25 protein-coding genes and 1 tRNA gene are annotated in these 26,014 nt (G+C 34.9%); 17 read left to right on the forward strand and 9 right to left on the reverse strand.

Annotation, left to right across the window (positions count from 1 at the left end; translation table 11 throughout):
* The first annotated feature begins 9 nt into the window (after positions 1–9).
* The 10 genes from A9G45_RS01200 (at position 10) to A9G45_RS01245 (ending at position 9,324) form a co-directional block, all read left to right on the forward strand.
* Complete coding sequence (locus tag A9G45_RS01200; protein ID WP_065566093.1) at positions 10–1,662, forward strand: intermembrane phospholipid transport protein YdbH family protein; 1,653 nt, start codon at positions 10–12, stop codon at positions 1,660–1,662.
* Positions 1,663–1,673: 11 nt separating this feature from the next.
* The gene (locus tag A9G45_RS01205) at positions 1,674–1,859 is read left to right on the forward strand and encodes a YnbE family lipoprotein (protein ID WP_218056985.1); all 186 of its coding nucleotides are present in this window, start codon (positions 1,674–1,676) and stop codon (positions 1,857–1,859) included.
* 105 nt (positions 1,860–1,964) lie between these two features.
* The gene (locus tag A9G45_RS01210) at positions 1,965–2,309 is read left to right on the forward strand and encodes a YdbL family protein (RefSeq protein WP_065566094.1); all 345 of its coding nucleotides are present in this window, start codon (positions 1,965–1,967) and stop codon (positions 2,307–2,309) included.
* Between the two features lie 201 nt (positions 2,310–2,510).
* Positions 2,511–4,184, forward strand: a complete 1,674-nt coding sequence (gene asnB / locus A9G45_RS01215; protein WP_065566095.1) for an asparagine synthase B — start codon at positions 2,511–2,513, stop codon at positions 4,182–4,184.
* 336 nt (positions 4,185–4,520) lie between these two features.
* Complete coding sequence (locus A9G45_RS01220; protein ID WP_065566096.1) at positions 4,521–5,501, forward strand: D-isomer specific 2-hydroxyacid dehydrogenase family protein; 981 nt, start codon at positions 4,521–4,523, stop codon at positions 5,499–5,501.
* 61 nt (positions 5,502–5,562) lie between these two features.
* Complete coding sequence (locus tag A9G45_RS01225; RefSeq protein WP_081297772.1) at positions 5,563–6,381, forward strand: PTS sugar transporter subunit IIC; 819 nt, start codon at positions 5,563–5,565, stop codon at positions 6,379–6,381.
* Between the two features lie 43 nt (positions 6,382–6,424).
* Positions 6,425–7,285, forward strand: coding sequence for a PTS system mannose/fructose/sorbose family transporter subunit IID (locus tag A9G45_RS01230; protein ID WP_065566098.1), 861 nt, complete (start codon positions 6,425–6,427; stop codon positions 7,283–7,285).
* Between the two features lie 26 nt (positions 7,286–7,311).
* A complete protein-coding gene (locus A9G45_RS01235) occupies positions 7,312–7,809 on the forward strand; it encodes a PTS system mannose/fructose/N-acetylgalactosamine-transporter subunit IIB (RefSeq protein WP_065566099.1) in 498 nt (165 codons plus the stop codon).
* A gap of 15 nt (positions 7,810–7,824) precedes the next feature.
* A complete protein-coding gene (locus A9G45_RS01240) occupies positions 7,825–8,268 on the forward strand; it encodes a PTS sugar transporter subunit IIA (protein ID WP_065566100.1) in 444 nt (147 codons plus the stop codon).
* 111 nt (positions 8,269–8,379) lie between these two features.
* Positions 8,380–9,324, forward strand: coding sequence for a hypothetical protein (locus tag A9G45_RS01245; RefSeq protein ID WP_141673562.1), 945 nt, complete (start codon positions 8,380–8,382; stop codon positions 9,322–9,324).
* Positions 9,325–9,408: 84 nt separating this feature from the next.
* On the opposite strand, the gene satP is transcribed toward A9G45_RS01245, so the two are convergent.
* Positions 9,409–9,987: an acetate uptake transporter gene (satP, locus tag A9G45_RS01250; RefSeq protein WP_065566102.1), complete on the reverse strand. Its 579-nt coding sequence runs from the start codon at positions 9,985–9,987 to the stop codon at positions 9,409–9,411.
* Positions 9,988–10,218: 231 nt separating this feature from the next.
* Between satP and dnaK the strand changes: the two genes are divergently transcribed.
* From dnaK to A9G45_RS01265, 3 genes are all read left to right on the forward strand, one after another.
* The gene (gene dnaK, locus A9G45_RS01255) at positions 10,219–12,129 is read left to right on the forward strand and encodes a molecular chaperone DnaK (RefSeq protein ID WP_065566103.1); all 1,911 of its coding nucleotides are present in this window, start codon (positions 10,219–10,221) and stop codon (positions 12,127–12,129) included.
* Between the two features lie 127 nt (positions 12,130–12,256).
* On the forward strand, positions 12,257–13,387 hold the full coding sequence (gene dnaJ / locus A9G45_RS01260) for a molecular chaperone DnaJ (protein ID WP_065566104.1): 1,131 nt from the start codon (positions 12,257–12,259) through the stop codon (positions 13,385–13,387).
* A 249-nt stretch (positions 13,388–13,636) separates the two neighbouring features.
* Positions 13,637–14,722, forward strand: coding sequence for a hypothetical protein (locus A9G45_RS01265; protein WP_065566105.1), 1,086 nt, complete (start codon positions 13,637–13,639; stop codon positions 14,720–14,722).
* A 136-nt stretch (positions 14,723–14,858) separates the two neighbouring features.
* On the opposite strand, the gene grcA is transcribed toward A9G45_RS01265, so the two are convergent.
* Complete coding sequence (gene grcA, locus A9G45_RS01270) at positions 14,859–15,242, reverse strand: autonomous glycyl radical cofactor GrcA (protein ID WP_065566106.1); 384 nt, start codon at positions 15,240–15,242, stop codon at positions 14,859–14,861.
* A gap of 441 nt (positions 15,243–15,683) precedes the next feature.
* Here grcA and ung point away from each other — a divergent pair, with 441 nt between their 5' ends.
* On the forward strand, positions 15,684–16,379 hold the full coding sequence (ung, locus tag A9G45_RS01275) for a uracil-DNA glycosylase (RefSeq protein ID WP_065566107.1): 696 nt from the start codon (positions 15,684–15,686) through the stop codon (positions 16,377–16,379).
* Entirely contained in the window at positions 16,369–17,370 is a 1,002-nt protein-coding gene (gene gntR / locus A9G45_RS01280) for a gluconate operon transcriptional repressor GntR (protein WP_065566108.1), read from the forward strand. Before ung ends, gntR begins: the two co-directional genes overlap by 11 nt.
* Here gntR and A9G45_RS01285 read toward each other — a convergent pair.
* Positions 17,367–17,783 carry a DUF805 domain-containing protein gene (locus A9G45_RS01285; protein WP_065566109.1) on the reverse strand — a complete coding sequence of 139 codons (417 nt, stop codon included), beginning with the start codon at positions 17,781–17,783 and terminating at the stop codon, positions 17,367–17,369. The genes gntR and A9G45_RS01285 overlap by 4 nt on opposite strands.
* Before the next feature lie 247 nt (positions 17,784–18,030).
* Here A9G45_RS01285 and upp point away from each other — a divergent pair, with 247 nt between their 5' ends.
* Both upp and A9G45_RS01295 read left to right on the forward strand, forming a co-directional pair.
* Complete coding sequence (gene upp / locus A9G45_RS01290; RefSeq protein ID WP_065566110.1) at positions 18,031–18,657, forward strand: uracil phosphoribosyltransferase; 627 nt, start codon at positions 18,031–18,033, stop codon at positions 18,655–18,657.
* A 102-nt stretch (positions 18,658–18,759) separates the two neighbouring features.
* Positions 18,760–20,019, forward strand: coding sequence for a uracil-xanthine permease family protein (locus A9G45_RS01295; protein ID WP_442902997.1), 1,260 nt, complete (start codon positions 18,760–18,762; stop codon positions 20,017–20,019).
* Positions 20,020–20,476: 457 nt separating this feature from the next.
* On the opposite strand, the gene lysS is transcribed toward A9G45_RS01295, so the two are convergent.
* The 6 genes from lysS to A9G45_RS01325 form a co-directional block, all read right to left on the reverse strand.
* On the reverse strand, positions 20,477–21,991 hold the full coding sequence (lysS, locus tag A9G45_RS01300; protein ID WP_065566111.1) for a lysine--tRNA ligase: 1,515 nt from the start codon (positions 21,989–21,991) through the stop codon (positions 20,477–20,479).
* A gap of 31 nt (positions 21,992–22,022) precedes the next feature.
* A protein-coding gene (gene prfB / locus A9G45_RS01305; protein ID WP_141673563.1) for a peptide chain release factor 2 occupies positions 22,023–23,121 on the reverse strand; the annotation gives its coding sequence in 2 pieces (ribosomal slippage) (positions 22,023–23,045 and positions 23,047–23,121; 1,098 coding nt in all).
* Between the two features lie 185 nt (positions 23,122–23,306).
* Positions 23,307–23,933, reverse strand: a complete 627-nt coding sequence (locus tag A9G45_RS01310) for a Fe-Mn family superoxide dismutase (RefSeq protein ID WP_065566113.1) — start codon at positions 23,931–23,933, stop codon at positions 23,307–23,309.
* Positions 23,934–24,067: 134 nt separating this feature from the next.
* Positions 24,068–24,895 carry a VanW family protein gene (locus A9G45_RS01315; protein ID WP_065566114.1) on the reverse strand — a complete coding sequence of 276 codons (828 nt, stop codon included), beginning with the start codon at positions 24,893–24,895 and terminating at the stop codon, positions 24,068–24,070.
* A gap of 45 nt (positions 24,896–24,940) precedes the next feature.
* Positions 24,941–25,660, reverse strand: a complete 720-nt coding sequence (locus A9G45_RS01320) for a type 1 glutamine amidotransferase (protein ID WP_065566115.1) — start codon at positions 25,658–25,660, stop codon at positions 24,941–24,943.
* A gap of 213 nt (positions 25,661–25,873) precedes the next feature.
* Positions 25,874–25,949: transfer RNA gene (locus tag A9G45_RS01325), tRNA-Asn, on the reverse strand.
* Positions 25,950–26,014: the final 65 nt, after the last annotated feature.

Raw genomic sequence — 26,014 nt, forward strand, 5'->3', positions numbered from 1 at the left:
AATTGCAGGATGTTGCCTGCAATTATTTTTGCCAAACCGAGAACTTCTATGGTTCGCTTAAAAAAACGTTATTGGTTTTTATTGATTATTTTGCTTACCAATTTGATATTAGGTTTTTGTGGTTGGCATTATTGGATATCATTTAAAGAAAAATATCATCTATCGATAGATTGGCATGGCATAAATATGAGTTTTGAAGGCTTATCTTTTGATGAGTTTACTATATCTCAGCCGTCTCAATTATCCGTAACAGCGAAAAATTTACTTGTCTCATGGTCACAGTTATCGGCAAAAAACATTGATATTTACTGGCAACCAAATGATGCAAAAGCGCTTGTCAAAGCCACGCAAAAAGTTGTTGATACGACAATTCAAGATGTGCATCAAGCTAATTTTGACCTCTCCACTATTTCAACCATGCTTGATTGGTTGCCGAAAAAAATTCATATCGATTCGTTAACATATTATGCACAAAATAACCAACAATTTGACGTAAAAATTGATGCAACTAAACAGTTAGAATCTATACAATTAGCTGTGTCGAGTAATAATCAATATTCGGCAAAACTGTCTACCACTTTACTATTTAATGAAGTGGATTCACGTATTGATATTCAAAATGGTATTTTGACCAGTAATTTAAGCCAATTTGGTATAGAAAATAGCAAATTAACTTTGCCATTCACGGGGTGGATTTCCAGTAATCAATTTATGTTAGTCAATTCTGGTCATGCCTCACTGATGTTAGAAAAAGCTAATTTATCTGATGATCTGATACTTGGTCGTTTAGAAAGCGTTTTTACGTTTAAAGTTGAATCGGCTATTCCTATTGAAAGTAAAAAATTAGCTACTACAACTGATTTCATTGTTAATAAATTCGATGGCATTTACAAAAATAGCGAAATAAAATCAGCAACAGGCAACATCAAAATTGTTATTAAAGATAATCAATTTACTGCATCAGTACCTATTTTAAATATACAAGAAGTCAATTTAGGCATAGCCTTTGAGCAAGTAAAATTAGCGGGTATTTATAACGCACCACTCAAGACAATAGCTCAAGGGCAGCTAAACTTGAAAAAAGCTCAAGCATCAATTTTTTCTGGTTCTGTGTCTATTAAACCAAGTAAATTGAATTTAGCTAAATTACCCCAACAATTAAGTTTAAGGCTAAAGCAAATACAGTTAAAAGAGATTCTTGCTAAATACCCAGCTGAAGGACTTGCTGGGGTAGGTACAATTGATGGTTATTTGCCCGTTACATTACTAAAAGCGAAAAAGAAAGGTGGATCTGCGTTTGAACTTGCGATTAAAAATGGTCAGTTAACCACAATCAATGAAGGCTATTTACAGTTTGAAAATTCTGCTTTGAAAAATTATGCACAAAATAACCCTAATATGAAAATACTCACTGATATTATTAAAAATTTTCATTATACTAAGTTACAAGGTACTGTTAATTATGCCAACGAAATAGCCAAGCTTGGATTAAATATCCAAGGAAGCAATTTAGATGTCGAAAATGGCAAAGCGGTTAATTTAAATATCAATCTTGAAGAAAACATGACTAAATTGCTGATGAGTTTACAGTTGTCTGATCAAATTAGCGAACCAGTTCGTAAACGAATTCAAGCACATTTAAAAAAAGAATCTTCAAAATAAGGGGTTATTTTATGATGCGAAATGTTATGGTTATAATGGTATTAGCAGGTATGTTAATCGGATGTTCGCCGACGGTTAAAGTACAAGCACCTAGCGAGCCAATTAATATCAATTTAAACGTTAAGATAGACCATGAAATTAATATTAAAGTCGATAAAGCATTAGATAATATAATCAATAAATCTGGATTATATTAATTGTATAAGTTTTATTTTCATCTATTCTTTTGATTGTGGTCAGTAGAACAATCTATATTCACACTCAAATCAATAAAATATGATGTATTTACTAAGGAGTTTGTTATGACTATCTGTAAAAAAGCAACCATAGCATTATTGTCCATTATGTTATCTTTTTCTACATTTGCATTAAATTTAGAGCAAGCCATGGATTCATTAAGCCAAGCCAAAGCGCAAGGTCTTGTTGGTGAACAGGCTGATGGTTATTTAGGCGTTGTTAAAAATGAAGGCAATGCCAGTGAAATTGCGCAACTGATTAATCAGGCACGTAAAACCCAATACCAAAAAGTGTCTAATGAAAGCCATGTCCCTTTAAATGAAGTAGAAAAAAAAGCGGGTAGTAAAGCGCAAGAAAAGACCCCAACAGGTCAATATATAAAACGACAAGGTCAGTGGTTAATAAAATAATCATTTGTTTTTTGCAACAACCGAGAAAGTATAACGACATTACACTTTAATTGTGTATTAATAATGTGTATGCTGTTTGCTTAAATGTTTGTTTACCGCTTTTTTATATTTATCTATTTAATAAAAAGATGGTAAAGTTTTTATTTAATTAGTTTTTACTTGTAATAGTATCGCTTATGCGATTTGAAATGGAGAAAATCAATGTGTTCGATTTTAGGTATTCTTGATATTAAATCAGATCCAGAACAACTACGAACAAAAGCACTAGAGTTATCATGTCTACAGCGTCATCGCGGTCCTGATTGGTCTGGTATTTTTGCGTCTGATAAAGCTATTCTTGCTCATGAACGTTTATCAATTGTGGATGTCAATACAGGATCTCAGCCCCTTTATAATAAAGATAAAACCCTAGTTTTAGCGGTAAATGGCGAAATTTACAATCATCAAGAACTCCGAAATCAGTATAAAGATCGTTATGAATTTCAAACAGGCTCTGACTGTGAAGTCATTCTTGCTTTATATCAAGAAAAAGGAATTGATTGTCTTGATGAATTACAAGGCATGTTTGCTTTTATTCTTTATGACATCAATAAAGGTAGTTATTTTATTGGTCGTGACCATATTGGTATTATTCCAATGTATACAGGGCATGATGAAAACGGTACCTTTTATGTTGCCTCTGAAATGAAAGCCTTAGTACCAGTTTGTAAAACCATTGAGGCTTTCCCTCCTGGATGCTATCTATCGAGCACCGAAGGTGAAATAAAAACCTATTACAAACGTGACTGGATGGATTACGAAAATGTTAAAGATAATCAAACCGATATTAATGCACTTCGTGTTGCGTTAGAAGATTCGGTAAAAAGCCACTTGATGTCTGATGTGCCTTACGGTGTTTTATTATCAGGTGGGCTTGATTCTTCGGTCATTTCGGCAATCACTAAAAAATTCTCAGCACGCCGAGTTGAAGATCATGAAAAATCTGAAGCATGGTGGCCACAATTACACTCATTTGCTGTAGGCTTAAAAGGAGCCCCAGATCTTAAAGCTGCGCAAGCGGTTGCTGATCATTTAGGCACAGTGCACCACGAAATTAACTTTACTATTCAAGAAGGGATTGATGCAATTCGTGATGTAATTTATTTTATTGAAACTTACGATGTCACCACTATTCGTGCATCTACACCAATGTATTTAATGGCACGTAAAATCAAAGCAATGGGCATTAAAATGGTACTATCTGGTGAAGGTGCTGATGAAGTGTTTGGTGGTTATCTCTATTTCCATAAAGCGCCAAATGCAAAAGAATTCCATGAAGAAACCGTACGTAAATTAGCAGCGCTACATATGTATGATTGTGCACGAGCGAATAAAGCCATGGCAGCATGGGGAGTTGAAGCTCGGGTACCATTCCTTGATAAAAAATTCTTAGATGTCGCAATGCGCATTAATCCAAAAGATAAAATGTGTGGCAGTAATGGCAAAATGGAAAAACACATTGTACGTGAAGCATTTGAGTCTTACTTACCTGCATCGGTTATTTGGCGTCAAAAAGAGCAATTCTCAGACGGTGTTGGTTATAGCTGGATCGATACATTAAAAGAGATTGCTGAAAGTAAAATTACTGATCAGCAATTAGAAAACGCAAAATTCCGCTTCCCATACAATACACCAACATCGAAAGAAGCTTATATGTATCGTGAAATTTTTGATGAATTATTCCCACTTGAAAGTGCCGCTCGTTGCGTACCTGGTGGACCAACTGTTGCTTGTTCAACCGCTAAAGCAATTGAATGGGATGAATCATTTAAGAATCTAAACGATCCATCTGGTCGTGCGGCGGTTGGTGTTCATAATGATGCGTATAAAAAGTAATGAACCGATTTGAAATAATAAGTTTGAAAAGGGCATAATTGCCCTTTTTTATTGACTAAAATACAAGAATACAGTCCCGCTGATAGCTAACTTCATATCGCTATTTTCCACAAAACTTATCTGAAAATTTTTATTCTCAACGGCTTATGATTGATTAAATAACACCTGTTGTTAATGAAAATTTTTTAAATATGTGATCTGAATTCATTTTTTACCAAAAGTAATAAACTATACTAAATGTTACCAGTCACATAATGATTAGAAGGGAAGTAAATCACATTTATTTTTCAATCCATAATTTATAAAGATACATGATTTATTAATTAGGAGGGCTGCGTGAAAAATTATAAAATTGCAATAATTAACTCAAGTAGTTTTGGAAAATATTTTCCTGATCATCTAAATCGATTAGAAAAAATAGGTGAAGTGAAACATTTCACTTTCGAGAGTAATATTTCTGGTAAGGAATTAGCCAATACATTGCAAGAATACAATATTTTTATTGCAAGCGTTAGACCATTTTTTAACAAAGAGTTTTTTGATAATCGAAAAAATCCTCTATTTTTACTTTCTCGCCATGGAATAGGGTTTAATAACGTTGATATTATTGCAGCTAAAAAGCATGGCACAATTGTTACTATTGTTCCCCCATTGGTTGAACGCGATGCTGTTGCTGAAAATGCAGTAACCAATTTGCTGGCATTAATTAGAAAAACAGTGCAATCCCAAGCTGCCGTTAAGTCAAATGAATGGAAAAATAGAGCCTCTTTTTTAGGTATTAATGTTACTGGTAAAGTTGTTGGTGTTATTGGCTGTGGCAACATTGGCAGCCGAGTAGCAGAAATATTTAAACATGGTTTTAATGCCCAGCTACTTGTTGTTGATCCTAATGTCAATAAACAGTGGGCGAGTGAAAATAACATTGAAATTGTTGATTTAAATTATCTACTACAACATGCAGACATCATCTCTTTAAACGCATCCTTAAATGAAACCAGTTACCACATTTTAACAGCGCACCAATTCTCTTTAATGAAAAAAGGTGTTTATATCACCAATACCGCAAGAGCTGAATTGATTGATGAAAGCGCATTATTAACTGCGCTTGATAGTGGTATTGTCGCTGGGCATGCAACTGACGTAATGTATGCTGAACCAGCATATAACGATAATCCTTTAGTTAAACATCCTAAAGTGCTTGTTACTCCACATACTTCCGCTTATGCAATTGAATGTTTGCAAGGTATGGGGGAAAAATGTGTGCAAGATGTAGAGAATTTTGTTAATAAGTTAAAACTTCAATCAGTTGTTTCTTAATGATTTATTTTAAATTGTTAAGTAATAATAAAAAACATTAAGGAGTTTATATATGCCAGAAATGCATGTAACTTTTCTGCAAGCAGCGATTATTTCTGTATGGGTTGCGATGGTAATGTCACGGGGATTGGGGGGAGCAACATTAACGTTAAGATTTACTCCAATGATGACTGGTTTAATTGTTGGTGTTGTATTTAATGATATTGCAAATGCAATGATAACAACAGCTGCAATACAGCTAATTTATATGGGCGTCTTTTCTCCTGGTGGTCAAATGCCATCAGAGCCTTCCATTGCTACAGCAGTTGCTGTTCCTGTTGCATTACTTGGAAAAATGGAACCAACAGCTGCTGTTGCGGTCGCTGTCCCTGTAGGTTTATTAGGCTCTTATTTATATCAACTACGATTTTTCTTTAATACTATGATTATGAAATTAACTGAAAAATATGCGCAAGAAGCCAATAGTTCAAAATTAACTTTCTCCATAATCATACTACCCATTATTTGTAGCTGTGCTTTATTTATACCATTTATGTTTGTCGCATTATACTTTGGTGCGCCGATTATTGCCGATGTAATTAAATCAAATGCTGGTGGGCTTGTTTTTCATATCCTGAATGTCATAGGGGGTGGACTTGCTGCGGTAGGTATAGCATTAACCATTTATGTTATTGGTAAAAAGAGCTACATCATCTTTTTTTTATTGGCTTATTTTATTGCGGTAATTGCAAAACCACTTAATGTAACAATGGTAACCTACGCCATTGTTGGCGCCATTGTTGCATTCATTTTTGTTTTAGCAAAAAGTGAAGCAGTGAATTGTGCGGCAGAGCAACCTAGAAATAATCCAAATAATAATCAAGATGATGACGATTATTAATCTGTAGTTATTCGATTAATAAATTAGATAGAGGAATATTATAATGACACAAATCGTACAAGAAAGTATTGATCTAAAGCCAGAAGCCATCACGAAAAAGGATATCACAATTGCTTGGTTACGATGGTATTATGCAAATGAAATCCCACACTCATTTGATCGTTATCTAGCTGCATCTTTAATGTGGGGATTAATGCCAATTCTTAAAAAACTATACAAATCAAAAAGTGAACTTGCTGCTGCCTATCAAAGACATTTATTGTTCTTTAATACTCAAATAACATGGGGTGGTGGGACAATTTCGGGAATTATGGCCTCACTTGAGTCTGTTAGAGCCGATGAAGTTTATCAAAATAAACCTATCAGTATTGATAATGATGTGCTTTATAACACTAAAGCTGGTTTAATGGGGGCTTTAGCTGGCATTGGCGATGCTATTGATTCTGGTACAGTACAATATATTTTTATTGCAATTGCACTCCCTTGGGCACAAGAAGGGTTGGCTATTGGCGCACTATTCCCTTTCTTTGCCTTTGTAATCTACCAACTTTTTGTAGGCTATTATTTTGCTCAACTCGGATTTAAATTAGGAAGAAACGCTGCGACAGAAGTTGTGGGTAATAAAATGCAGATGCTTATCGAAGGCTTATCTATTTTAGGTTTATTTATGATGGGTATCTTAGCAGCTAGCTATATTAAAGTATCCTCAAGTTTAAAATTTACCTTATCAGGCAAAGATTTTGTTATACAAGATACATTAGATAAGATTCTACCTGGTGCGTTACCCCTCATTGTGGTAATGGGATTGTATTTTTATTTCTCCCAAAAAGGTTTAAAAGTAACCAGGGCATTAGTAGGATTAACCATTATACTTGGTGTTTTAGCTGCAATTGGTATTTTATAAAATAATTAAAAAAGAGGTTTTAAATTATGGGAAAAGTTGTTTTAGCTCGAGTAGATAGTCGCCTTATTCACGGTCAAGTGGCAACCAACGTTTCTAAAGCGGCTGGTGCTAATGCTTTATTTGTTGCCGATGATTATTCAGCAAATGATGAGTTCACCAAAAATATCATTTTAGGGGCAGGAGCTAGCACGGGTCATAAAATCAGAGTATTAAAAGAAGATGGCGCGGTAAGATACTGGAATGATCGCAAGTACGATGATTTTAATGTTATCTTAATTACAAAAAATATTGAAGTAATGTATAAAATTATTAAAGCTGGCGTACCAATAACAAATCTTAATATTGGTGGTTTACCGCTAGTACCTGGGGCAACTTCAGTCATTAAAGAAGTATCGATTAACAAAGAGCAACTTAATCTATTAATCGATTTACAAAAAAGCTTTCCTAATATGGATATTTACTTTCAAGCAACACCTTCTTTGAAAAAAGTCACATTAAATGAAGCAATCAAAATATTTGAATAATATAGGATAATAAATATGATAGGTATTTTATTAATTAGCCATGGCAATATGGCTGATGGGATAAAAGATAGCGTTAAAATGATTGTTGGAGAACAAGACAAATTTGAATCACTCTCACTTAACCCAGGGCAAGATATTAATCAATTAAAAACGGATATATTTAATTGTTCTAGATCGTTAGATTCGGGCGATGGTGTTCTCATTTTTGTTGATCTATATGGTGCATCTCCTTGTAATGCATCAATGAGGTGTGTGCCAGAATGGCATGATCTTGGTATGAATGTTCGCATCATTACAGGTATGAGTTTACCGATGATCATTAATGCCGTATGCAATAGAGAATCACTAACAATACAAGCGTTAGCAAAAGAGTGTATTGAGGCAGGCCATGATAATATTCAAGATGCTATTGCTAACATAATTCATCCTAATCAATCACATAATGAGGATGATTATTAATGCGTGTAATTATGCTCATTAATAATATAAATCATAGTGAATATGGTTTTATACGATTATATTCACTATATTGCTGAATTTTTTTTAAATTAAAATCGATTATTAATCATAATGGAAATATTTAAAGATCTTGTTCTACGATATTGTATTATATTTGGCAAACGCTTCTCTTCAACAGAGAAGTTGGCTTTTTTAAGAGTATTATCTAAAGAACTCATGCAATTAGGCTATATGGTTTACGTTAAGCTTGCCAAATTGAAATTAGCAACACGGCGATATGAAAACTATTACAATGCTTATATTGGTGATTTAAATAAAGCAGAGTTAATTATCTGTACTTATTATGACACAGGTCTTAATAACTTTAATCTTCAAAAAAACTATGCATTTTCACCACAATTTAGCAAGTTAAGCTATTTTATTAGTATTGCACCTATCCTTTTTTTATTTATTGTGTCATTAATATTAAATTATTTCGTTTTTGTTCCTGATATTCGTAATCATGGTTTTTTCAGCATTTCGGGCATTAGTTCAATCATTTCGACTGTTATATTATTTTTTTTCGTATTGAAATTTAAAAGTGGTATTCCTAACCAAAAGAATTTTGTTTGTAACTCATCAAGTATTATTACCATCATTAATTTAATTAACCAACTCAATAAAAAAGAGAAGAAAAAAATAGCCTTTGTTTTGTATGATGGTGGTAATAGCAGTCAATATGGTTTAAAAATGTTAGAAAGTTATTCCAAACAACTAAAAAGCAAAAAATTTATTTTTATTGACAGTATTGGCAATAGTGAAACACTAATTTTTTTAAAACCACAACAATCAAACCTACAAGTAGAAAATATTACTTTTCATACCGGTCAAATGGAGACAAAATTACTAAATTACATCATGATCAGCTCGGGAAGTATCGATAAAAATAGTAAAATTATTATACACAATGCGCACTCGCCTAAAGATAGCCACTTACCGAATAAAGTAATAGAAAAACACACTCAATCACTACTTGCAATATGTAGAAGCCTGATAAATGATAACGCTGATAAATAGTAAAAGTAGCTTTTTTTAGGGAAGTTTAGTGAAGAAAAAATGAATCACATCAACCAAAATGACTTGGTAGATGTGATATACCAATTAATGTGTAGCGCCTTTTGGTGCCCCAATTGGTAGAATGGTTCGGCCATATTGCTCATTAATTACTTCAGCCATAGCAAGATAAACTGCACTTGCTCCGCAAACAATACCTTCAAAACCAGCGATATGGATAATGCTATGATTACCAGAAATGTTACCAATGGCTAATAAAGCAAATAAAACGGTTAAACTCGCAAAAACAAATTGTAATGCTCTATTACCTTTTAACGTACCAATAAACATAAACCCAGTAAAAATGCCCCATAAAGCAAGAAAAATACCAACAAAAGTTGCATCAGATGTTGCTGTGGCAGCAGAGGTCGGTAAATACCAAATGCCCACTAACGCAATCCAAAAGAAGCCATAAGACGTAAATGCTGTAGTGCCAAACGTATTGCCTTTTCGAAATTCTAAAATGCCAGCAATGACTTGTGCAAGGCCACCATAAAAAATACCCATCGAGACAATAACCGTCATAACAGGGAAAAATCCTGCATTATGAATATTTAATAAAATTGTTGTCATACCAAACCCCATTAAGCCCAAAGGGCCAGGATTTGCAAGTTTTGTTTGTTCCATAAGGATCCTATAAATTAAGTTTGATGATTAAAAAGAGCGGCAATAATAAGTGCAGAAAACGCGATAATCAAGATTTCAGGAAAAATTATTTTTTATCGCCCCTTGATATTAATAATAATGTTCCCATTTATGTGAAAACAAAAACATTTCCTTGTGAAATTAAGGGCTTGAAAATTCATATTTAAACCCTATATACAAGGAATAAATTACAGATTTTTAGGAGAATAAATTATGGGTAAAATTATTGGTATTGACTTGGGAACAACAAACTCATGTGTTGCTGTAATGGACAATGGTCAAGCAAAAGTATTAGAAAATGCAGAAGGCGATCGCACAACTCCTTCGATTATTGCTTATACCCAAGATGGTGAAACATTAGTTGGTCAACCAGCAAAACGTCAAGCTGTAACCAATCCACAAAACACCTTATTTGCAATTAAACGTTTAATTGGTCGTCGTTTTGAAGATGCTGAAGTGCAACGTGATGTTAGCATCATGCCATATAAAATTGTGAAAGCAGATAATGGCGATGCATGGGTTGATGTTAAAGGTCAAAAAATTGCACCACCACAAATTTCTGCTGAAGTATTAAAGAAAATGAAAAAAACAGCAGAAGACTATCTTGGCGAAGCCGTTACTGAAGCAGTAATTACAGTTCCAGCTTATTTTAATGATGCTCAACGCCAAGCAACTAAAGATGCAGGCCGTATTGCTGGGCTTGATGTTAAACGCATTATCAACGAACCAACAGCTGCAGCACTCGCTTATGGTTTAGACAAAGATGTCGGCAACCGCACTATCGCTGTTTATGACCTTGGTGGTGGTACATTTGATATCTCAATCATCGAAATCGACGATGTTGATGGTGAAAAAACATTTGAAGTATTAGCAACAAATGGTGATACACACTTAGGTGGTGAAGATTTCGACTCACGCTTAATCAATTATTTAGTTGACGAATTTAAACGTGAACAAAACTTTGATTTGAAAAATGATCCACTTGCTATGCAACGCTTGAAAGAAGCAGCAGAAAAAGCAAAAATTGAATTATCATCTGCTCAACAAACAGATATTAATCTACCGTATATTACAGCTGATGCAAGCGGTCCAAAACATTTAAATATTAAAGTAACGCGTGCAAAACTTGAGTCTTTAGTTGAAGATTTGGTTAAACGCTCAATGGATCCTGTAAAAACAGCATTACAAGATGCAGGTCTTTCTGTTTCTGACATTAAAGACGTTATTCTTGTTGGTGGTCAAACACGTATGCCAATGGTTCAAAAAGCCGTTGCTGACTTCTTTGGTAAAGAGCCACGCAAAGATGTAAACCCTGATGAAGCGGTTGCTGTTGGTGCTGCTGTTCAAGGTGGTGTACTTGGCGGTGATGTTAAAGATGTTTTATTACTTGATGTTACACCATTGTCTTTAGGTATTGAGACTATGGGTGGTGTGATGACAGCGTTAATTGAAAAGAACACAACTATCCCAACTAAACATAGTCAAGTGTTCTCAACTGCTGAAGATAATCAATCAGCCGTAACTATTCATGTATTGCAAGGTGAGCGTAAACGTGCTGGCGATAATAAATCATTAGGTCAATTCAATCTAGATGGTATTCAACCTGCACCACGTGGTATGCCACAAATTGAAGTGACATTTGATATTGATGCTGATGGTATTTTACATGTATCGGCAAAAGACAAAAATACAGGTCGTGAGCAAAAAATTACGATTAAAGCCTCTTCAGGATTAAGCGAAGAAGAGATTCAAAAAATGGTTAATGATGCAGAAGCAAATGCCGATGCAGACCGTAAATTTGAAGAACTAGCTCAAACTCGTAACCAAGCCGATCACCTTGTTCATTCAACTCGAAAACAAGTGGCTGAGTCTGGTGATCAGTTATCAGCTGATGATAAAAAAGCTATTGAAGACGCAGTAAATGCTTTAGAAGTCGCAGCTCGAGGTGAAGATAAGGCAGAAATTGAAGCAAAAATTAATGCATTAATGGAAGCATCTAAAAAATTACTTGAACTAGCACAACAACAAGCTCAAGGCGCAGGTCAATCAAATAGTGAAAGCGCTAGTGCGCAAGATGATGTTGTTGATGCTGATTTTAAAGAAGTTGATGATGATAAAAAATAATCATTAATTACTATGTTTTTTAATAAGTTATTTCAACAAGTTTTAGACATGTAGCAAGTTAAACGGGCGCGAGGTAACTCAAGCCCGTTTAGTTCTTTATGAAAAGAAACAAAAATAAAGGTTAATTATGGCGAAGAAAGATTATTATGAAACATTAGGCGTTAGTAAAAGTGCTAGTGAAAGCGAGATAAAAAAAGCCTATAAACGTCTAGCCATGAAATATCATCCTGATAAAAACCAGGATAATAAAGACGAAGCTGAAGCAAAATTCAAAGAAGTAAAAGAAGCCTACGAAATCCTAACTGATCCGCAAAAAAAGGCGGCTTATGATCAATATGGTCATGCGGCATTTGAACAAGGGCAAGGAGCAGGAGCTGGTGGTTTTGGTGGATTTGGCGGTTTTGGTGGTGGAGCGTTTGACGATATATTCAGTGATTTCTTTGGTGGAGGTCGAGGGCGTAGTCAAACCACTTCTCGAGGTAATGACTTACAATACAATATCACCCTAACATTAGAAGAAGCCGCAGCCGGTGTTAGTAAAGAAATTAAAGTGCCAACATGGGTAAGTTGTGATACTTGCCATGGACAAGGAGCTGAAAAATCTTCGGATGTGGTGACGTGTAATACTTGTCATGGTTCAGGTGTTGTACAAATGCGACAAGGTTTTTTTGCCGTGCAACAAGAGTGCCCAACTTGTCATGGGCGAGGAAAAGTTGTAAAAAATCCATGTAAAAAGTGTCATGGTGAAGGTCGTGTACAAAAAACGAAAACACTTTCTGTTACTATTCCAGCAGGTGTTGACACAGGTAATCGTATTCGACTTTCTGGCGAAGGTGAAGCAGGTTTAAACGGAGCACCTGCAGGCGATTTATATGTACAAATGCAAGTTAAACCACATGCTATTTTTGAGCGAGATGGTACAAACCTGCATTGCGAAATCCCGATTAATATTGCACTCGCATCACTTGGCGGTGAAGTTGAAGTACCAACGCTTAATGGTAAGGTCAGTTTAACCATTCCTCCTGAAACACAAACAGGAAAAATGTTCCGACTACGTGGTAAAGGCGTTAAATCGTTGCGCGGTAGCACTATCGGTGATCTTTACTGTCATGTTGTGGTTGAAACACCAGTCAACTTAACAAGCAAGCAAAAAGAATTGCTAAAAGAATTGGCTGAAAGCTTTAAAGCTGATAAAAGTTCTAAACACAGTCCAAAAGAAAAAAGCTTTTTTGACAAAGTGAAAAAGTTTTTTGAATAAAACAAATCACAGCTGAAATAATAGCGAGGTTAGGTTACTAATCTCGCATTTTAATTATATCAGCTTGTTTAATTTAAATATTTTTAGTTTTTCTACTTTGATAAAATAAAGTTTCCTTACAACAATATTTTCATTAATAATCTTATTAGATAATCGATAGTTATTAACTTTAAATGAATATAGTATACATTAGTTAAATTATTAATATTAGTTTTGTATGATTTTAATGACATGAAGGGAATAATATATATGTTTTTTAAAAAGTTTTGGAAAAAATCACCGCCTAGTATTAAAGACATACCAAAAGAGCAACAAAGCTCACAAAATCATTTAAGTGTGATAATTCAGGATTTTTGGCGACAGGTAAAAAAATCTGAGCAATCTCTTAATGAACTTGAACTTATCGATATAATTAAAAATATCAATAAGCTATTAGATGAAAATCAGTTAGATGTAATTGCTGAAATTACTATAGGGGATACTAAGAAGCATAAAATTATTTTTACCGCAGATGGAAAAATTGATCGATTCGAGTATGTAATGGAAATTACTCGACAAGCACCTGATCTTCAGTTTTTCGAAGTAGAAGCATTTCGTCAGCGCACTAATAATGTAGATACATTTGTTATAAAATCTGAAGAAAGTTCTTTCTCATTAAGTGCTGCTGATTTATTAATTCAATATAAAGAAAGTTATCGTAAAATATCTATCGGTATTCTGTTTGCTAAGACGATCCCCGAAGATATGGTAAAACAAGCAGAAACGATGGCATTGATTTATCTCGATCACCTATTGGGTGAATATGATTTTGCTGTTAGATTAGAATCTATTGAGTTTTTAAAGACAGATCACAATGCTGTTACAATTCCTGCTAACCAATTTGTCACTATTTTTGATCGATTATGGAAAGAAGATTTAAAACATACCGGTGTGCTTAACGCTCAAGAGGATCAATGGATTGTATTTGAATTAACGGATCTTAAAATATTAGTGCATCGTAATGAAGCGGCTAATTCTTTGGTAGGGCATGAAAATTATTGTTATGCGCTTAATATTATCGTTGATATTGATAGTAAAGAGGCTCTTTCACTTGTTTATGAATTAGAGGATACTATCAATCTTGCTTTACGTGCTGATGAGCAGGGTATTCACTGTCAAAACAGTTTTAGTCAAGGTGTCAGAAATATGTTATGGCATGTAGGAAATAAACACTCAGCACTTCAACTAGTACAACAGATAACAGACCGATATCATACATTATCCGTTAAAACTGAATGCGAGTTCGATCCTTTCTGGCGACAATACTTACGTTGGGTTGAATGTCATCAAGCATAACATAAAATGTATCTACGATTAATGGATGCTTTTCCTCACTAATAACTAGTGCATTAGCATATTGTTATATTTAATTCATAAAAAAAGATAACCTAATTACTTAGATTATCTTTTATAAAACTTAAACTCGATTTAATTAAATTTTGGTTGTAAATGTACGAGCAATAACGTCGCGTTGTTGTTCTGCAGTTAACGAGTTAAAGCGCACTGCATAGCCAGAAACACGAATTGTTAATTGTGGGTATTTTTCTGGATTTTTTACTGCATCTTCTAAAGTTTCACGACGAAGAACGTTAACATTTAAGTGTTGACCACCTTCAACTTTGATGGTTGGTGCAACATCTAATGGAACTTCACGATATTCGAATTGGCCTAATTCGGCAGTTGGAATAACTTGATCTTCTTTATAAACTGATTTAGCTGCCACACAACGAGCTTCTTTAGTAGCGTCATCTAATAGCCAAAAAGAGTTAAGAAGTGCTGCATTGTCTGCTTTAGTAATTTGGATACCTGTAATCATTTTAAATCCTCCTAACGGGGCCTTATTGCCCTAAAATAATTAGGGTTAATATAGCACTTTCAAAATTTGATTAAAGTCAAAAAAAGCTATCAATCCAATAAGTAATACCTTTGTTTAGTGTTTTTGCTATGTTTCTGAAAAACTATTTATCGCATTAATTCTTTTAAATTTATTAACTATACATTTGTATTATCTAAACATATGGGTAGGTAACATAATGCCTCATTTAGTGTAAAGTGTAGCGTAATTTGGGATGTTATAAGAATATTTTATTAGCATTGCAGCCTTGATCAATAAAGCAACATTTTTTATTTAAATAAATATTTTTGTTTAGTGAACCTTAAGCTCATTAGCATTAGGTTTATTATTATTTTTAGGTATAATTATTGTAATTAGTAAATGGTCTTGTTGAGTCATATAAAATAATAGTATAGGTGTTGTATGAGTAATCAATTAACATGGCATGATGTTATTGGCGCTGAAAAAGAAAAGCCCTATTTTCAACAAATAATGCAATTTGTGGCATCTGAGCGGGCGAAAGGTAAAATTATTTATCCACCACAGCATGATGTGTTTAATGCATTTCGTTTTACGCCATTTAATCAAATTAAAGTGGTGATTTTAGGGCAAGATCCTTATCATGGTCCTAATCAAGCTCACGGACTTTCGTTTTCTGTTTTACCAGGGATTAAGCCGCCCCCATCGTTATTGAATATCTATAAAGAATTATCAACAGATATTGAACATTTTAAGATTCCTTCTCATGGTTACTTAGCCTCTTGGGCAACTCAAGGTGTATTATTATTAAACAACGTGCTAACTGTTGAAGCAGGACAAGCCCATTCCCATGCAAAAATAGGTTGGGAAACTTTTACTGACCATGTAATAGCTGCAATCGATCAATATCTTGAAGGAGTGGTTTTTTTATTGTGGGGGTCTCCTGCGCAAAAAAAAGGACAGTTTATTAATCGCCAAAAACATCATGTATTAACTTCAGTACATCCATCGCCGTTATCCGCACATCGAGGTTTCTTGGGCTGTAAGCATTTTTCCAAAGCAAATGATCTAATTATACAGCAAGGTAAAACTGCTATAGATTGGCAGCCAAAGCTACCGGAAAAAGTGAATGAGCAATAAAAGACGTCGAACAAGTTTGCAAGAAATTGCCAATTTGATTGGGATAAGTAAAATGACAGTCAGTCGTTTTCTGCATGATCCTAACCTTGTATCAAAACCACTCCAATTACAAATTTCAGCCGCAATAGATAAGCTAGGATATATTCCCAATAAAGCTCCCGATATGCTGTCTAACGCTAAAAGTAATGCTATTGGTATTGTGTTCCCTTCTTTAACTAATCAGGTTTTCGCCGATATTTTAAAAGGTATTGAGATGGTGACGGATGTGCGAGGATATCAAACCATGATCACTCATACTGGATACAGTGCTGACAAAGAAGAATTACGCCTGCGCTCATTACTTTCTTATAATATTGACGGGTTAATTTTAACGGAAAGAACGCATACTCCAGCAACATTAAAGATGATTGAAATTTCGGGTGTTCCTGTTGTTGAGATTATGGATAGCATCTCACCTTGCATTGATATGGCTGTTGGGTTTGATAATTTTACTGCAACGAAAAATATGATTCATCGTATGATAGATAAAGGGCGTCGTAATATTGTTTATTTTAGCGCAAGGCAAGATCAACGAAGTATTATTCGTCAACAAGGCTATGAACAGGCAATGCAAGAAGCGGGATTAAATCCACGAACATTAGCAACTAAAGAAGCGTCATCTTATGAGTTAGGCGCACGATTTTTGCATCAGATTTTAACAGAATTACCTTGCGTTGATGGCATTTTTAGTACCAATGATGATTTGGCCTTGGGCGTATTATTAGAGTGTCAGCGAATGCGTATTGAAGTTCCAAAACAGATAGCGATTGTTGGCTTTCATGGGCATCAAATTGGTCAATATATGAATCCTAAATTAGCTTCTATACAAACACCAAGAATTGAAATGGGGAAGATTGCGACTGAACTGTTATTAAAACGAATCAACGGCGAAAAGATTGATCGAAAAGTGGTTGATTTGCCTGTTGAATATTTAGATGGAGAAAGTATTTAAAAGATAGGAGATAATGTTAATAATGATTTAACCTTACCACGTTTAATGATAAGGTTATTAGTAATAAATTGTAACCCTTTAGGGTTTTCACCGTATTGGTTGCTGCCTGGTGTTGAGTCCTGTACGCAGAATACAATTATAATAATAGCGCCAATGAATGGAATAAATTGTAACAAAACCCACCAACCTGATTTACTTGTATCATGTAAGCGGCGTACAGTAACAGCTAAATTAGGAAGGAATAATGCCAACGTTAAGATTACCATTAAAGGACTTCCAATCATTTTATCAATGATTATTGCGATAACAGTTAAAATAGAACTGAACAAAACGTACATCCAATATTCTTTACGACGTGCTCGTCCATTAAAATTTGCATAATTTTTTGTAATGCCATCAATAAACCAATTCATTCCTATATTCCTTTTTTTAAATTAATTGCTGAAATAAATTATTTGGGACGGCTATTCAAATGAAAAAAATGAAAATAAAACTTATTTTTACCGTTAAATTTTTTATTTTTCTTTTTTTATCAATATTTACGTTGTCTATAAGGCAGTCGATTTTAGGTTTTCATCAAGTGATATCTATGTTAAAATCACCGCTCAGTGGTTATTTATACCGACTAACCGATTATAGAAAATAACACTGAGGCTCTCCATGAAAATAGTTGAAGTAAAACACCCTCTTGTCCGTCATAAAATTGGATTAATGCGTGAATACGACATTAGCACCAAAGAATTTCGTGATCTTGCCAGTGAAGTTGGCAGTTTATTAACTTATGAAGCAACGGCTGATCTACCTACCGAAAAAGTAACGATAGAAGGTTGGTGTGGGCCTGTTGAAGTTGAACGTATCAAAGGTAAAAAAATTACCGTCGTACCTATCTTGCGCGCAGGTTTAGGTATGATGGATGGCGTGCTTGAACATATACCAAGTGCCCGTATTAGCGTTGTTGGTTTTTATCGTAATGAAGAAACTCTCGAACCTGTCCCTTATTTCCAAAAGTTAACATCTGATATTGAAGAGCGAATGGCTTTAGTTGTTGATCCTATGCTTGCAACAGGCGGTTCAATGGTTGCAACAATCGACTTGCTAAAAAAAGCAGGGTGTAAAAATATTAAAGTATTAGTTTTAGTTGCTGCGCCAGAAGGCATTAAAGTACTTGAACAAGCTCATCCAGATGTTGAACTTTATACCGCATCAATTGATGAGAGGTTGAACGAAAAAGGCTACATACTACCAGGACTTGGGGATGCTGGAGACAAAATTTTCGGCACAAAATAAAATCTCAAATTTTAGACCGGTTAAACCGGTTTTTTTATGCCTGTTGATCAGGCAAGTTATACAATAAGATTAGTTAAGTAAGAGAGGCGAGATGTGAACAATATCACAACAGACAAAACAAAAAATATAACATCACTGCATAAGCATTGTTGGCAGGATATTTTGACTGGAGCACAAATGTTATTTGTTGCATTTGGGGCATTGGTATTAGTACCCTTGTTAACAAGGTTAAATCCAAATGTCGCTCTTTTTACTGCTGGAGTGGGTACTTTATTATTTCAATTGACAACTAAAGGTAAAGTCCCTGTATTTTTGGCTTCATCATTTGCCTTTATTGCACCTATATCATTTGGTGTTGCCCAATGGGGAATTCCAGCAACATTAGGCGGTTTAGTTGCTGCTGGTTTTGTATTTATGCTTTTTGCTTTTTTAGTTAAAATTAATGGTAATCATGTTATTGATCGGATATTGCCACCAGTGGTGACTGGTCCTATTATTATGGTTATCGGCTTATCACTAGCTCCAGTAACTGTAAATATGGCCATGGGTAAAGATAGTGGACTGCAAGCAGAAAATTATCAATTGATTATCATATCAATGACTTCGTTGTTAACTACGCTAATTGTTGCCATTTGGGCAAAAGGCTTTTTAAAATTATTGCCAATTATTTCGGGAATCGTCGTTGGTTATACCCTTTCTTGTGTATTTGGTATAGTCAATTTTCAACCAATTATGGATGCTCCATGGTTTAAGATTCCCGATTTCACTTTCCCTGAATTTCATTGGCAAGCTATTTTATATATGATTCCAATTGTCATTGCACCAACCATTGAACACGTGGGTGATATTATGGCAATTAGTTCTGTGACAGGAAAAGATTATACACGTGATCCTGGTTTACAACGCACATTACTAGGTGATGGGATTGCAACCTCTACAGCAGGTTTTTTTGGTGGGCCACCATGCATTACTTATGCCGAAGTAATTGGTGCGGTAACGTTAACGCGCAATTTTAAAACACGCGTTATGACATGGGCCGCAATTTGGGCAATTTTAATGTCTTTTATTGGCAAAATCGGGGCATTTTTAAGCTCCATTCCAACTGTAGTAATGGGAGGAATTATGGTGCTATTGTTTGGTTCTATTGCATCAGTGGGCATCAATATTTTAGTCAAACATAAAGTCGATCTTTCCATGCCTCGAAATATGTGTATCGTTTCATTAGTTTTAGTTTTTGGGATTGGTGGAATGATTTTTGATTTTGGATCTTATGCACTACAGGGCATTAGTTTATGTGGTATCTTAGCCATTGTTTTGAATTTAATCTTACCTCATCAAATAAATGCCAATCGTTCTAACTAATATTTATTAATGTTTCGTTGGCTATAATTTATAGCCAACGATTTTTATAATGTATTAGCAATCACACTCCCGAATCAATGAATAACCCCCCATTTTACTTATCTTAAGTGCTGATCAAACTAATAAGAAGTTTATCGGCAATAATTATTTTTATATCAAATAGTTAATCGATACAAACATCTTTTTAGCAGGTTAAGCATGTGTATTATTAAAAGGTAAGCAATAACGTATTATGGTATTTATTCGTTAATGATTAAGATACATTGTTTATATAGCTAAGTATTAAAAAAATGAGTCATAATTTAGATAAAAAAGGGGGAAATTTTGGATACTTACATTGATTATTATGTAAAATAGTTTTTTAATAAACTTGATTTAAATTATATGTTTAAATATAAAAGCTCACTTATTTATATGATAAGTGAGCTTTTTTAGTCGTATTTAGTAGTAAGTTATTTTATTTGATTGGTCGCATGGTTGGGAATAAAATAACATCACGAATTGTATGGCTATTTGTAAATAGCATTACTGTTCGGTCAATACCAATTCCTAATCCTGCTGTAGGCGGTAAACCATGCTCAAGGGCAGTAATGTAATCTTCATCATAGAACATTGCCTCATCATCGCCAGCGTCTTTTTGGGATACTTGATCTGCAAAACGTTGTGCTTGATCTTCGGCATCATTGAGTTCTGAGAATCCATTGCCAATTTCACGGCCACCAATAAAAAATTCAAATCGATCAGTAACAAATGGGTTTTCATCATTACGACGAGCCAGAGGTGAAACTTCTGCTGGATACTCAGTAATAAAGGTTGGTTGAATTAAATTTGCTTCAGCCACTTCTTCAAAAATTTCAGTGACAACACGACCAAGTCCCCAGCCTTTTTCAATTTTGATGCCAACTGATTGCGCAATGGCACAGGCTTTATCAAAATCATCTAAATCGGCATTATTGGTTTCTGGGCGATAGTGGCAAATGGCTTCACGCATTGTCATCTTGATAAATGGCTTACCAAAATCAAAAGTATGATCACCATATTGCACAACAGCATCGCCAGTTACGGCAATAGCTAAACGACGGAATAATGCTTCTGTTAATACAATCAGATCTTTGTAGTCAGCGTAAGCCATATACATTTCCATCATGGTGAATTCTGGATTATGTCTTGGCGACACCCCTTCATTACGGAAGTTACGGTTAATTTCAAATACACGTTCAAAGCCCCCAACAACTAAACGTTTTAAATAAAGCTCTGGTGCAATTCGTAAGTACATATCTAAATCAAGCGCATTATGATGCGTAATAAAAGGCTTAGCTGATGCGCCACCAGGGATAACTTGCATCATTGGCGTTTCAACTTCCATAAAGCTATTTTCAATCATAAAATTACGGATTTCACTGACCACCTTTGAGCGCGCTTTAAACGTCTCTCTTGATTCTTGATTAGTGATAAGATCCAAGTAACGCTGGCGATATCGCATTTCTTGATCAGCCAGTCCATGAAACTTATCAGGTAATGGGCGTAGTGCTTTGGTTAGCAAGCGGATTTCTTCACAATGAATAGAAAGCTCACCAGTTTTAGTTTTAAATAGGTAACCTTTAGCACCGACAATATCCCCCAAATCCCATTTTTTAAATTGTTCGTTATAAAAACCTTCAGGAAGATCATCACGAGTGACATAAAGTTGGATCTGCCCAGCAACATCTTGTAAAGAAACGAACGAAGCTTTACCCATAATACGGCGCATCATCATACGCCCAGCAACAGTTACAATAATTTTATTTTCAATCAATTCTTCATTCGTTTTATCGCCATACTGTTTATGAAGATCGCTTGAAATTGCGTCACGACGAAAATCATTCGGGAAAGCAATGCCTTGTTCGCGAATTGCAGATAATTTTTCACGACGTATTGTAAGCTCGTTATTTAACTCTTCAATATGGTTTTGTTGCTCTTGCTGTGTTGACATAATTTTACCTTTTATTTATCACCAAGCAGGGTTATAAACCTGCTTTTAAGCTTTCTTCAATAAATTGATCTAAATCACCGTCTAAAACGGCTTGGGTATTGCGTGTTTCGACACCGGTACGTAAATCTTTGATTCGTGAATCATCAAGTACGTAAGAACGAATTTGGCTGCCCCAGCCAATGTCAGATTTATTTTCTTCCATCTGTTGTTTTTCGGCATTTTTTTTCTGCATTTCAAGCTCATACAGTTTTGCTTTTAACTGCTTCATTGCTTGATCTTTATTGCTGTGTTGTGAGCGGTTATTTTGACACTGAGTAACAATCCCGGTTGGAACATGTGTAATACGTACTGCAGACTCAGTTTTATTCACGTGCTGCCCACCAGCACCTGATGCCCGGTAAACATCAATACGGAGATCTGCTGGATTAATGTCAATATCAATATCATCATCTACTTCAGGATACACAAATACTGAAGCAAACGAAGTGTGGCGCCGATTACCTGAGTCAAATGGACTTTTACGGACTAATCGATGCACCCCTGTTTCGGTACGTAACCAACCGTAAGCATAATCGCCAGACACTTTAATTGTTGCTGATTTGATACCTGCAACATCACCATCTGACACTTCCATTACTTCTGTTGTAAAACTTTTTGATTCAGCCCAACGTAAATACATTCTAAGTAACATCTCTGCCCAATCTTGTGCTTCTGTACCACCTGATCCTGATTGGATATCTAAATAACAATCGGCACTATCGTAATTGCCAGAAAACATACGTCGAAACTCAAGACCTACCAACTTTTTTTCTAGTTGATCAAGCTCGCTGATTGCTTCATCGAAAGTATCTTGATCTTCAGCTTCAATAGCAAGCTCAAGTAGACCTTCAACATCGTCAAGGCCGTGAGTTAATGAATTGAGAGTACCGATGATTTCATCAAGCGCGACACGTTCTTTACCTAACGCTTGTGCTTTTTCTGGATCTGCCCATACTTCGGGCTGTTCTAATTCAGCATTGACTTCTTCTAGTCGTTCTTTTTTTACATCATAGTCAAAGATACCCCCGAATCACAGCCGTGCGTTCGGTAAGTTCAGCGATCTTTGACTTAACAGGGTTAATTTCAAACATGATTTAAATTGATCTGCTCAGTTTATGATTTTTTAAACAAGCACCCATTGTAGCGGATTTAGGCATAAATTAGCAATTGCCAATTTTAGAGGGGGTGTTGATGAATAATCTATTGATGATAAAAAAGATGACACATAAAATGTCATCTTTAACAGGTTGGATAGAAGCTTTATTGTAATAACTATTTATTTTTTAGCTTCTGCGTAGAGTTCAGCAACTTTATCCCAGTTAACTACATTCCAAAACGCACCGATATAATCAACACGACGATTTTGGTATTTTAAATAATAAGCGTGTTCCCACACATCAAGTGTTAAAATAGGTGTGCCAGAAACGCCGGCAAATTTTTCACCCATCATTGGTGAATCTTGGTTAGCGGTTGACACAATTTCAAGCTTGCCATTTTGTAATACTAACCATGCCCAACCTGAACCAAATCGAGTTGCTGCCGCTGCGGCAAATTTTTCTTTAAAAGCATCAACTGAACCAAAATCTTTTTCGATGGCTGCTTTAAGTTCACCTTTAAGCTCGGTACCGACTTTTAATAATTCCCAGAAAAGTGTATGGTTAACATGTCCACCTACGTTATTTTTAACACCGGTAACTTTGTCGGCAGGGACTTTATCTAAATTTTTTAATAAATCACTTGGACATAAATCTTTCAATTCAGCCGGCAATGTTTCAAGGATAGCATTTGCATTATTTACATAAGTTTGATGATGCTTATCATGATGAAGATGCATCGTTTCTGAATCGATATAAGGTTCTAATGCATCATATGCATAAGGTAAGGGAGGTAAAGTATAAGCCATGAAATTTGCTCCTTTCATATAATTAGGTATTAACTACAATTTATAATGAGTATAAGGACTATTAGTATAGCCCTCAAACTATCACTTAGATAGCTGATGACTATCTATTATTAAGATAATTATTGTGTTTTCAATTACGTTTCATTATTTGCGATAAATGGAGTGTACATCATAATGGCGTGATTTTCACTGATGAGTTTTTCTTCCGTATGGTTATCAATTAAATGGGTTTTACGTTGCCAGATTTTATTATGTCTAGTGTAGCCTCCCCACCATTGTTGCTCAATGCGGTGATCGGTTTCAAATACTTCATAATCATAAGACAAAGGCGAATCTGCAAGCAATTCACCATGTAAGTATTGATCATCAAGCCACAGGTTAAGTCGATAAGTTGTATTAGTTTTATTGATCAACTGTAAATCGACATAGTTATAAGACAAGGTTGCCCCGCAAGCAAATGGAATTGTACGATTAATATCAGGGAAAACATCAAAGCTGTGCCGCCAACGCTCCAGAATTGTTAAATCAGAATGTAATACAATCCAATAAATCAAATTACCTAATTGGCATAACCCTCCACCAATATCTTTACCTATTTGCCCATTATGCAGCGATAGCCCTTCTAAAAATCCTCGTTTTTTAGATGGACGCCCTACTTTATGCCAGATCGAAAAGCGCTGGTTGGGCTTAATGATTGAACCATTTAGTTTTTCGATTGCTAAGCGCAGATTCGTGATTTTGTTATATTGTAAATACATATCAACATCTTTTAATGGTCTTAACAAAACAGACTGATGTTTTTTATGCGAATAACAACATGTATTATTATGGATATCAACAGCGCTATAAACTTTGCGATGTCGCCACCAATCTAATTTACGTTTTAATATAAAATATTCTTTACCTAATTTTAGTCTTAATTTGCTACGTTTTTCTGGCTTATCAACGGGAATATTTTTCATGTTTTTTAATTTCCTTATTAATCAAGATATAATCAATTATTTTCTTTAAGGCGAAAGATAAAGCTGACTCAATTTGTCGAGAAAAGTAAAAAGCTTTTGATTCATTTCAGTGTAATTATGAGAGCGAAGTTTATCTTGGGTATCAACAAAGCGGTATTTTTCCGTATGACTAAACTCTTTTTGTGAATTGGCAATCAGTAAATCAACTACTTTAGGCGTTAGCTCTAAATGGCATTGGAATCCATAAACTAATTTGCCATAAGCAATGATTTGGCGAGGGCAGCCTTCACTATAAGCAATAATTTGGGCATCTTTGGTTAAACCTGGCATATCATTGTGCCAATGGCCAACTTCTAATGCACTTCCAAAATCAGCAAATAAAGGATTGGCTTTACCGATTTCAGTTAGTGTAATAGGAAACTTCCCAATCTCTTTTTCTGGGCTTTTGGCATAGTTTGCCCCTAGTGCTTCGCCAATTAATTGCGCACCTAGACACACACCAATGACCATTTTACCCGCTTTTATCGCAGACAAGATCACACCTTGTTCTGCTATAGAGTCAAAATATGCACACTCTTGTTGAGTTGTTGACGGTGATTGAGGCCCGCCCATGATAATAAGAATATCAATCTTATCAATATGGTGAGGAAGCGATTCACCTAGATAAACACGAGAATAGGTTATTGTGTGATGATGCATCATGGCCCACTGCTCATAGGCACCAGGCGCTTCAAATGCTTCATGAATAATAAAATGTACATGCATTGCTCATCCCTCCTTACCGATAAATATATCATCAACTTTATGATCGAATGGAGCTTTATATATCTAGCTCTGATAGATCTATTGCTAAATTATTATGAATAATTTATTTGTAAATACAATATAGATTGCTGATATTAACGTGATAAAAGGTGGATAAGATGACTTAGTATTAAGATATTATCTATTAAAGGTGAGATTTTAAAACATGAAAGTTGGCTCCTCCAACAGGACTTGAACCTGTGACATACGGATTAACAGTCCGCCGTTCTACCGACTGAACTATGGAGGAACCGAAATGTAGCGCGCATATTATAGATTTAATGGCGCTATGTCAATAGTAAAATGCTTTTTTGT

This window comes from Gilliamella sp. HK2, assembly GCF_001690265.1.
Taxonomy (GTDB): Bacteria; Pseudomonadota; Gammaproteobacteria; order Enterobacterales; family Orbaceae; genus Gilliamella; species Gilliamella apicola_C.

What these genes read in the sequence shown, in the direction of transcription:
- lysS (WP_065566111.1), bottom strand. Translation starts at nt 21,991, where the DNA reads ATGTCAACACAGCAAGAGCAACAAAACCATATTGAAGAGTTAAATAAC.
- A9G45_RS01205 (WP_218056985.1), top strand. Translation starts at nt 1,674, where the DNA reads ATGATGCGAAATGTTATGGTTATAATGGTATTAGCAGGTATGTTAATC.
- ung (WP_065566107.1), top strand. Translation starts at nt 15,684, where the DNA reads ATGAGTAATCAATTAACATGGCATGATGTTATTGGCGCTGAAAAAGAA.
- A9G45_RS01230 (WP_065566098.1), top strand. Translation starts at nt 6,425, where the DNA reads ATGACACAAATCGTACAAGAAAGTATTGATCTAAAGCCAGAAGCCATC.
- A9G45_RS01235 (WP_065566099.1), top strand. Translation starts at nt 7,312, where the DNA reads ATGGGAAAAGTTGTTTTAGCTCGAGTAGATAGTCGCCTTATTCACGGT.
- grcA (WP_065566106.1), bottom strand. Translation starts at nt 15,242, where the DNA reads ATGATTACAGGTATCCAAATTACTAAAGCAGACAATGCAGCACTTCTT.
- satP (WP_065566102.1), bottom strand. Translation starts at nt 9,987, where the DNA reads ATGGAACAAACAAAACTTGCAAATCCTGGCCCTTTGGGCTTAATGGGG.
- asnB (WP_065566095.1), top strand. Translation starts at nt 2,511, where the DNA reads ATGTGTTCGATTTTAGGTATTCTTGATATTAAATCAGATCCAGAACAA.
- A9G45_RS01245 (WP_141673562.1), top strand. Translation starts at nt 8,380, where the DNA reads ATGGAAATATTTAAAGATCTTGTTCTACGATATTGTATTATATTTGGC.
- A9G45_RS01320 (WP_065566115.1), bottom strand. Translation starts at nt 25,660, where the DNA reads ATGCATGTACATTTTATTATTCATGAAGCATTTGAAGCGCCTGGTGCC.
- A9G45_RS01240 (WP_065566100.1), top strand. Translation starts at nt 7,825, where the DNA reads ATGATAGGTATTTTATTAATTAGCCATGGCAATATGGCTGATGGGATA.
- A9G45_RS01200 (WP_065566093.1), top strand. Translation starts at nt 10, where the DNA reads ATGTTGCCTGCAATTATTTTTGCCAAACCGAGAACTTCTATGGTTCGC.
- A9G45_RS01265 (WP_065566105.1), top strand. Translation starts at nt 13,637, where the DNA reads ATGTTTTTTAAAAAGTTTTGGAAAAAATCACCGCCTAGTATTAAAGAC.
- gntR (WP_065566108.1), top strand. Translation starts at nt 16,369, where the DNA reads ATGAGCAATAAAAGACGTCGAACAAGTTTGCAAGAAATTGCCAATTTG.
- dnaJ (WP_065566104.1), top strand. Translation starts at nt 12,257, where the DNA reads ATGGCGAAGAAAGATTATTATGAAACATTAGGCGTTAGTAAAAGTGCT.
- A9G45_RS01225 (WP_081297772.1), top strand. Translation starts at nt 5,563, where the DNA reads ATGCATGTAACTTTTCTGCAAGCAGCGATTATTTCTGTATGGGTTGCG.
- A9G45_RS01285 (WP_065566109.1), bottom strand. Translation starts at nt 17,783, where the DNA reads ATGAATTGGTTTATTGATGGCATTACAAAAAATTATGCAAATTTTAAT.
- upp (WP_065566110.1), top strand. Translation starts at nt 18,031, where the DNA reads ATGAAAATAGTTGAAGTAAAACACCCTCTTGTCCGTCATAAAATTGGA.
- A9G45_RS01210 (WP_065566094.1), top strand. Translation starts at nt 1,965, where the DNA reads ATGACTATCTGTAAAAAAGCAACCATAGCATTATTGTCCATTATGTTA.
- A9G45_RS01310 (WP_065566113.1), bottom strand. Translation starts at nt 23,933, where the DNA reads ATGGCTTATACTTTACCTCCCTTACCTTATGCATATGATGCATTAGAA.
- dnaK (WP_065566103.1), top strand. Translation starts at nt 10,219, where the DNA reads ATGGGTAAAATTATTGGTATTGACTTGGGAACAACAAACTCATGTGTT.
- A9G45_RS01315 (WP_065566114.1), bottom strand. Translation starts at nt 24,895, where the DNA reads ATGAAAAATATTCCCGTTGATAAGCCAGAAAAACGTAGCAAATTAAGA.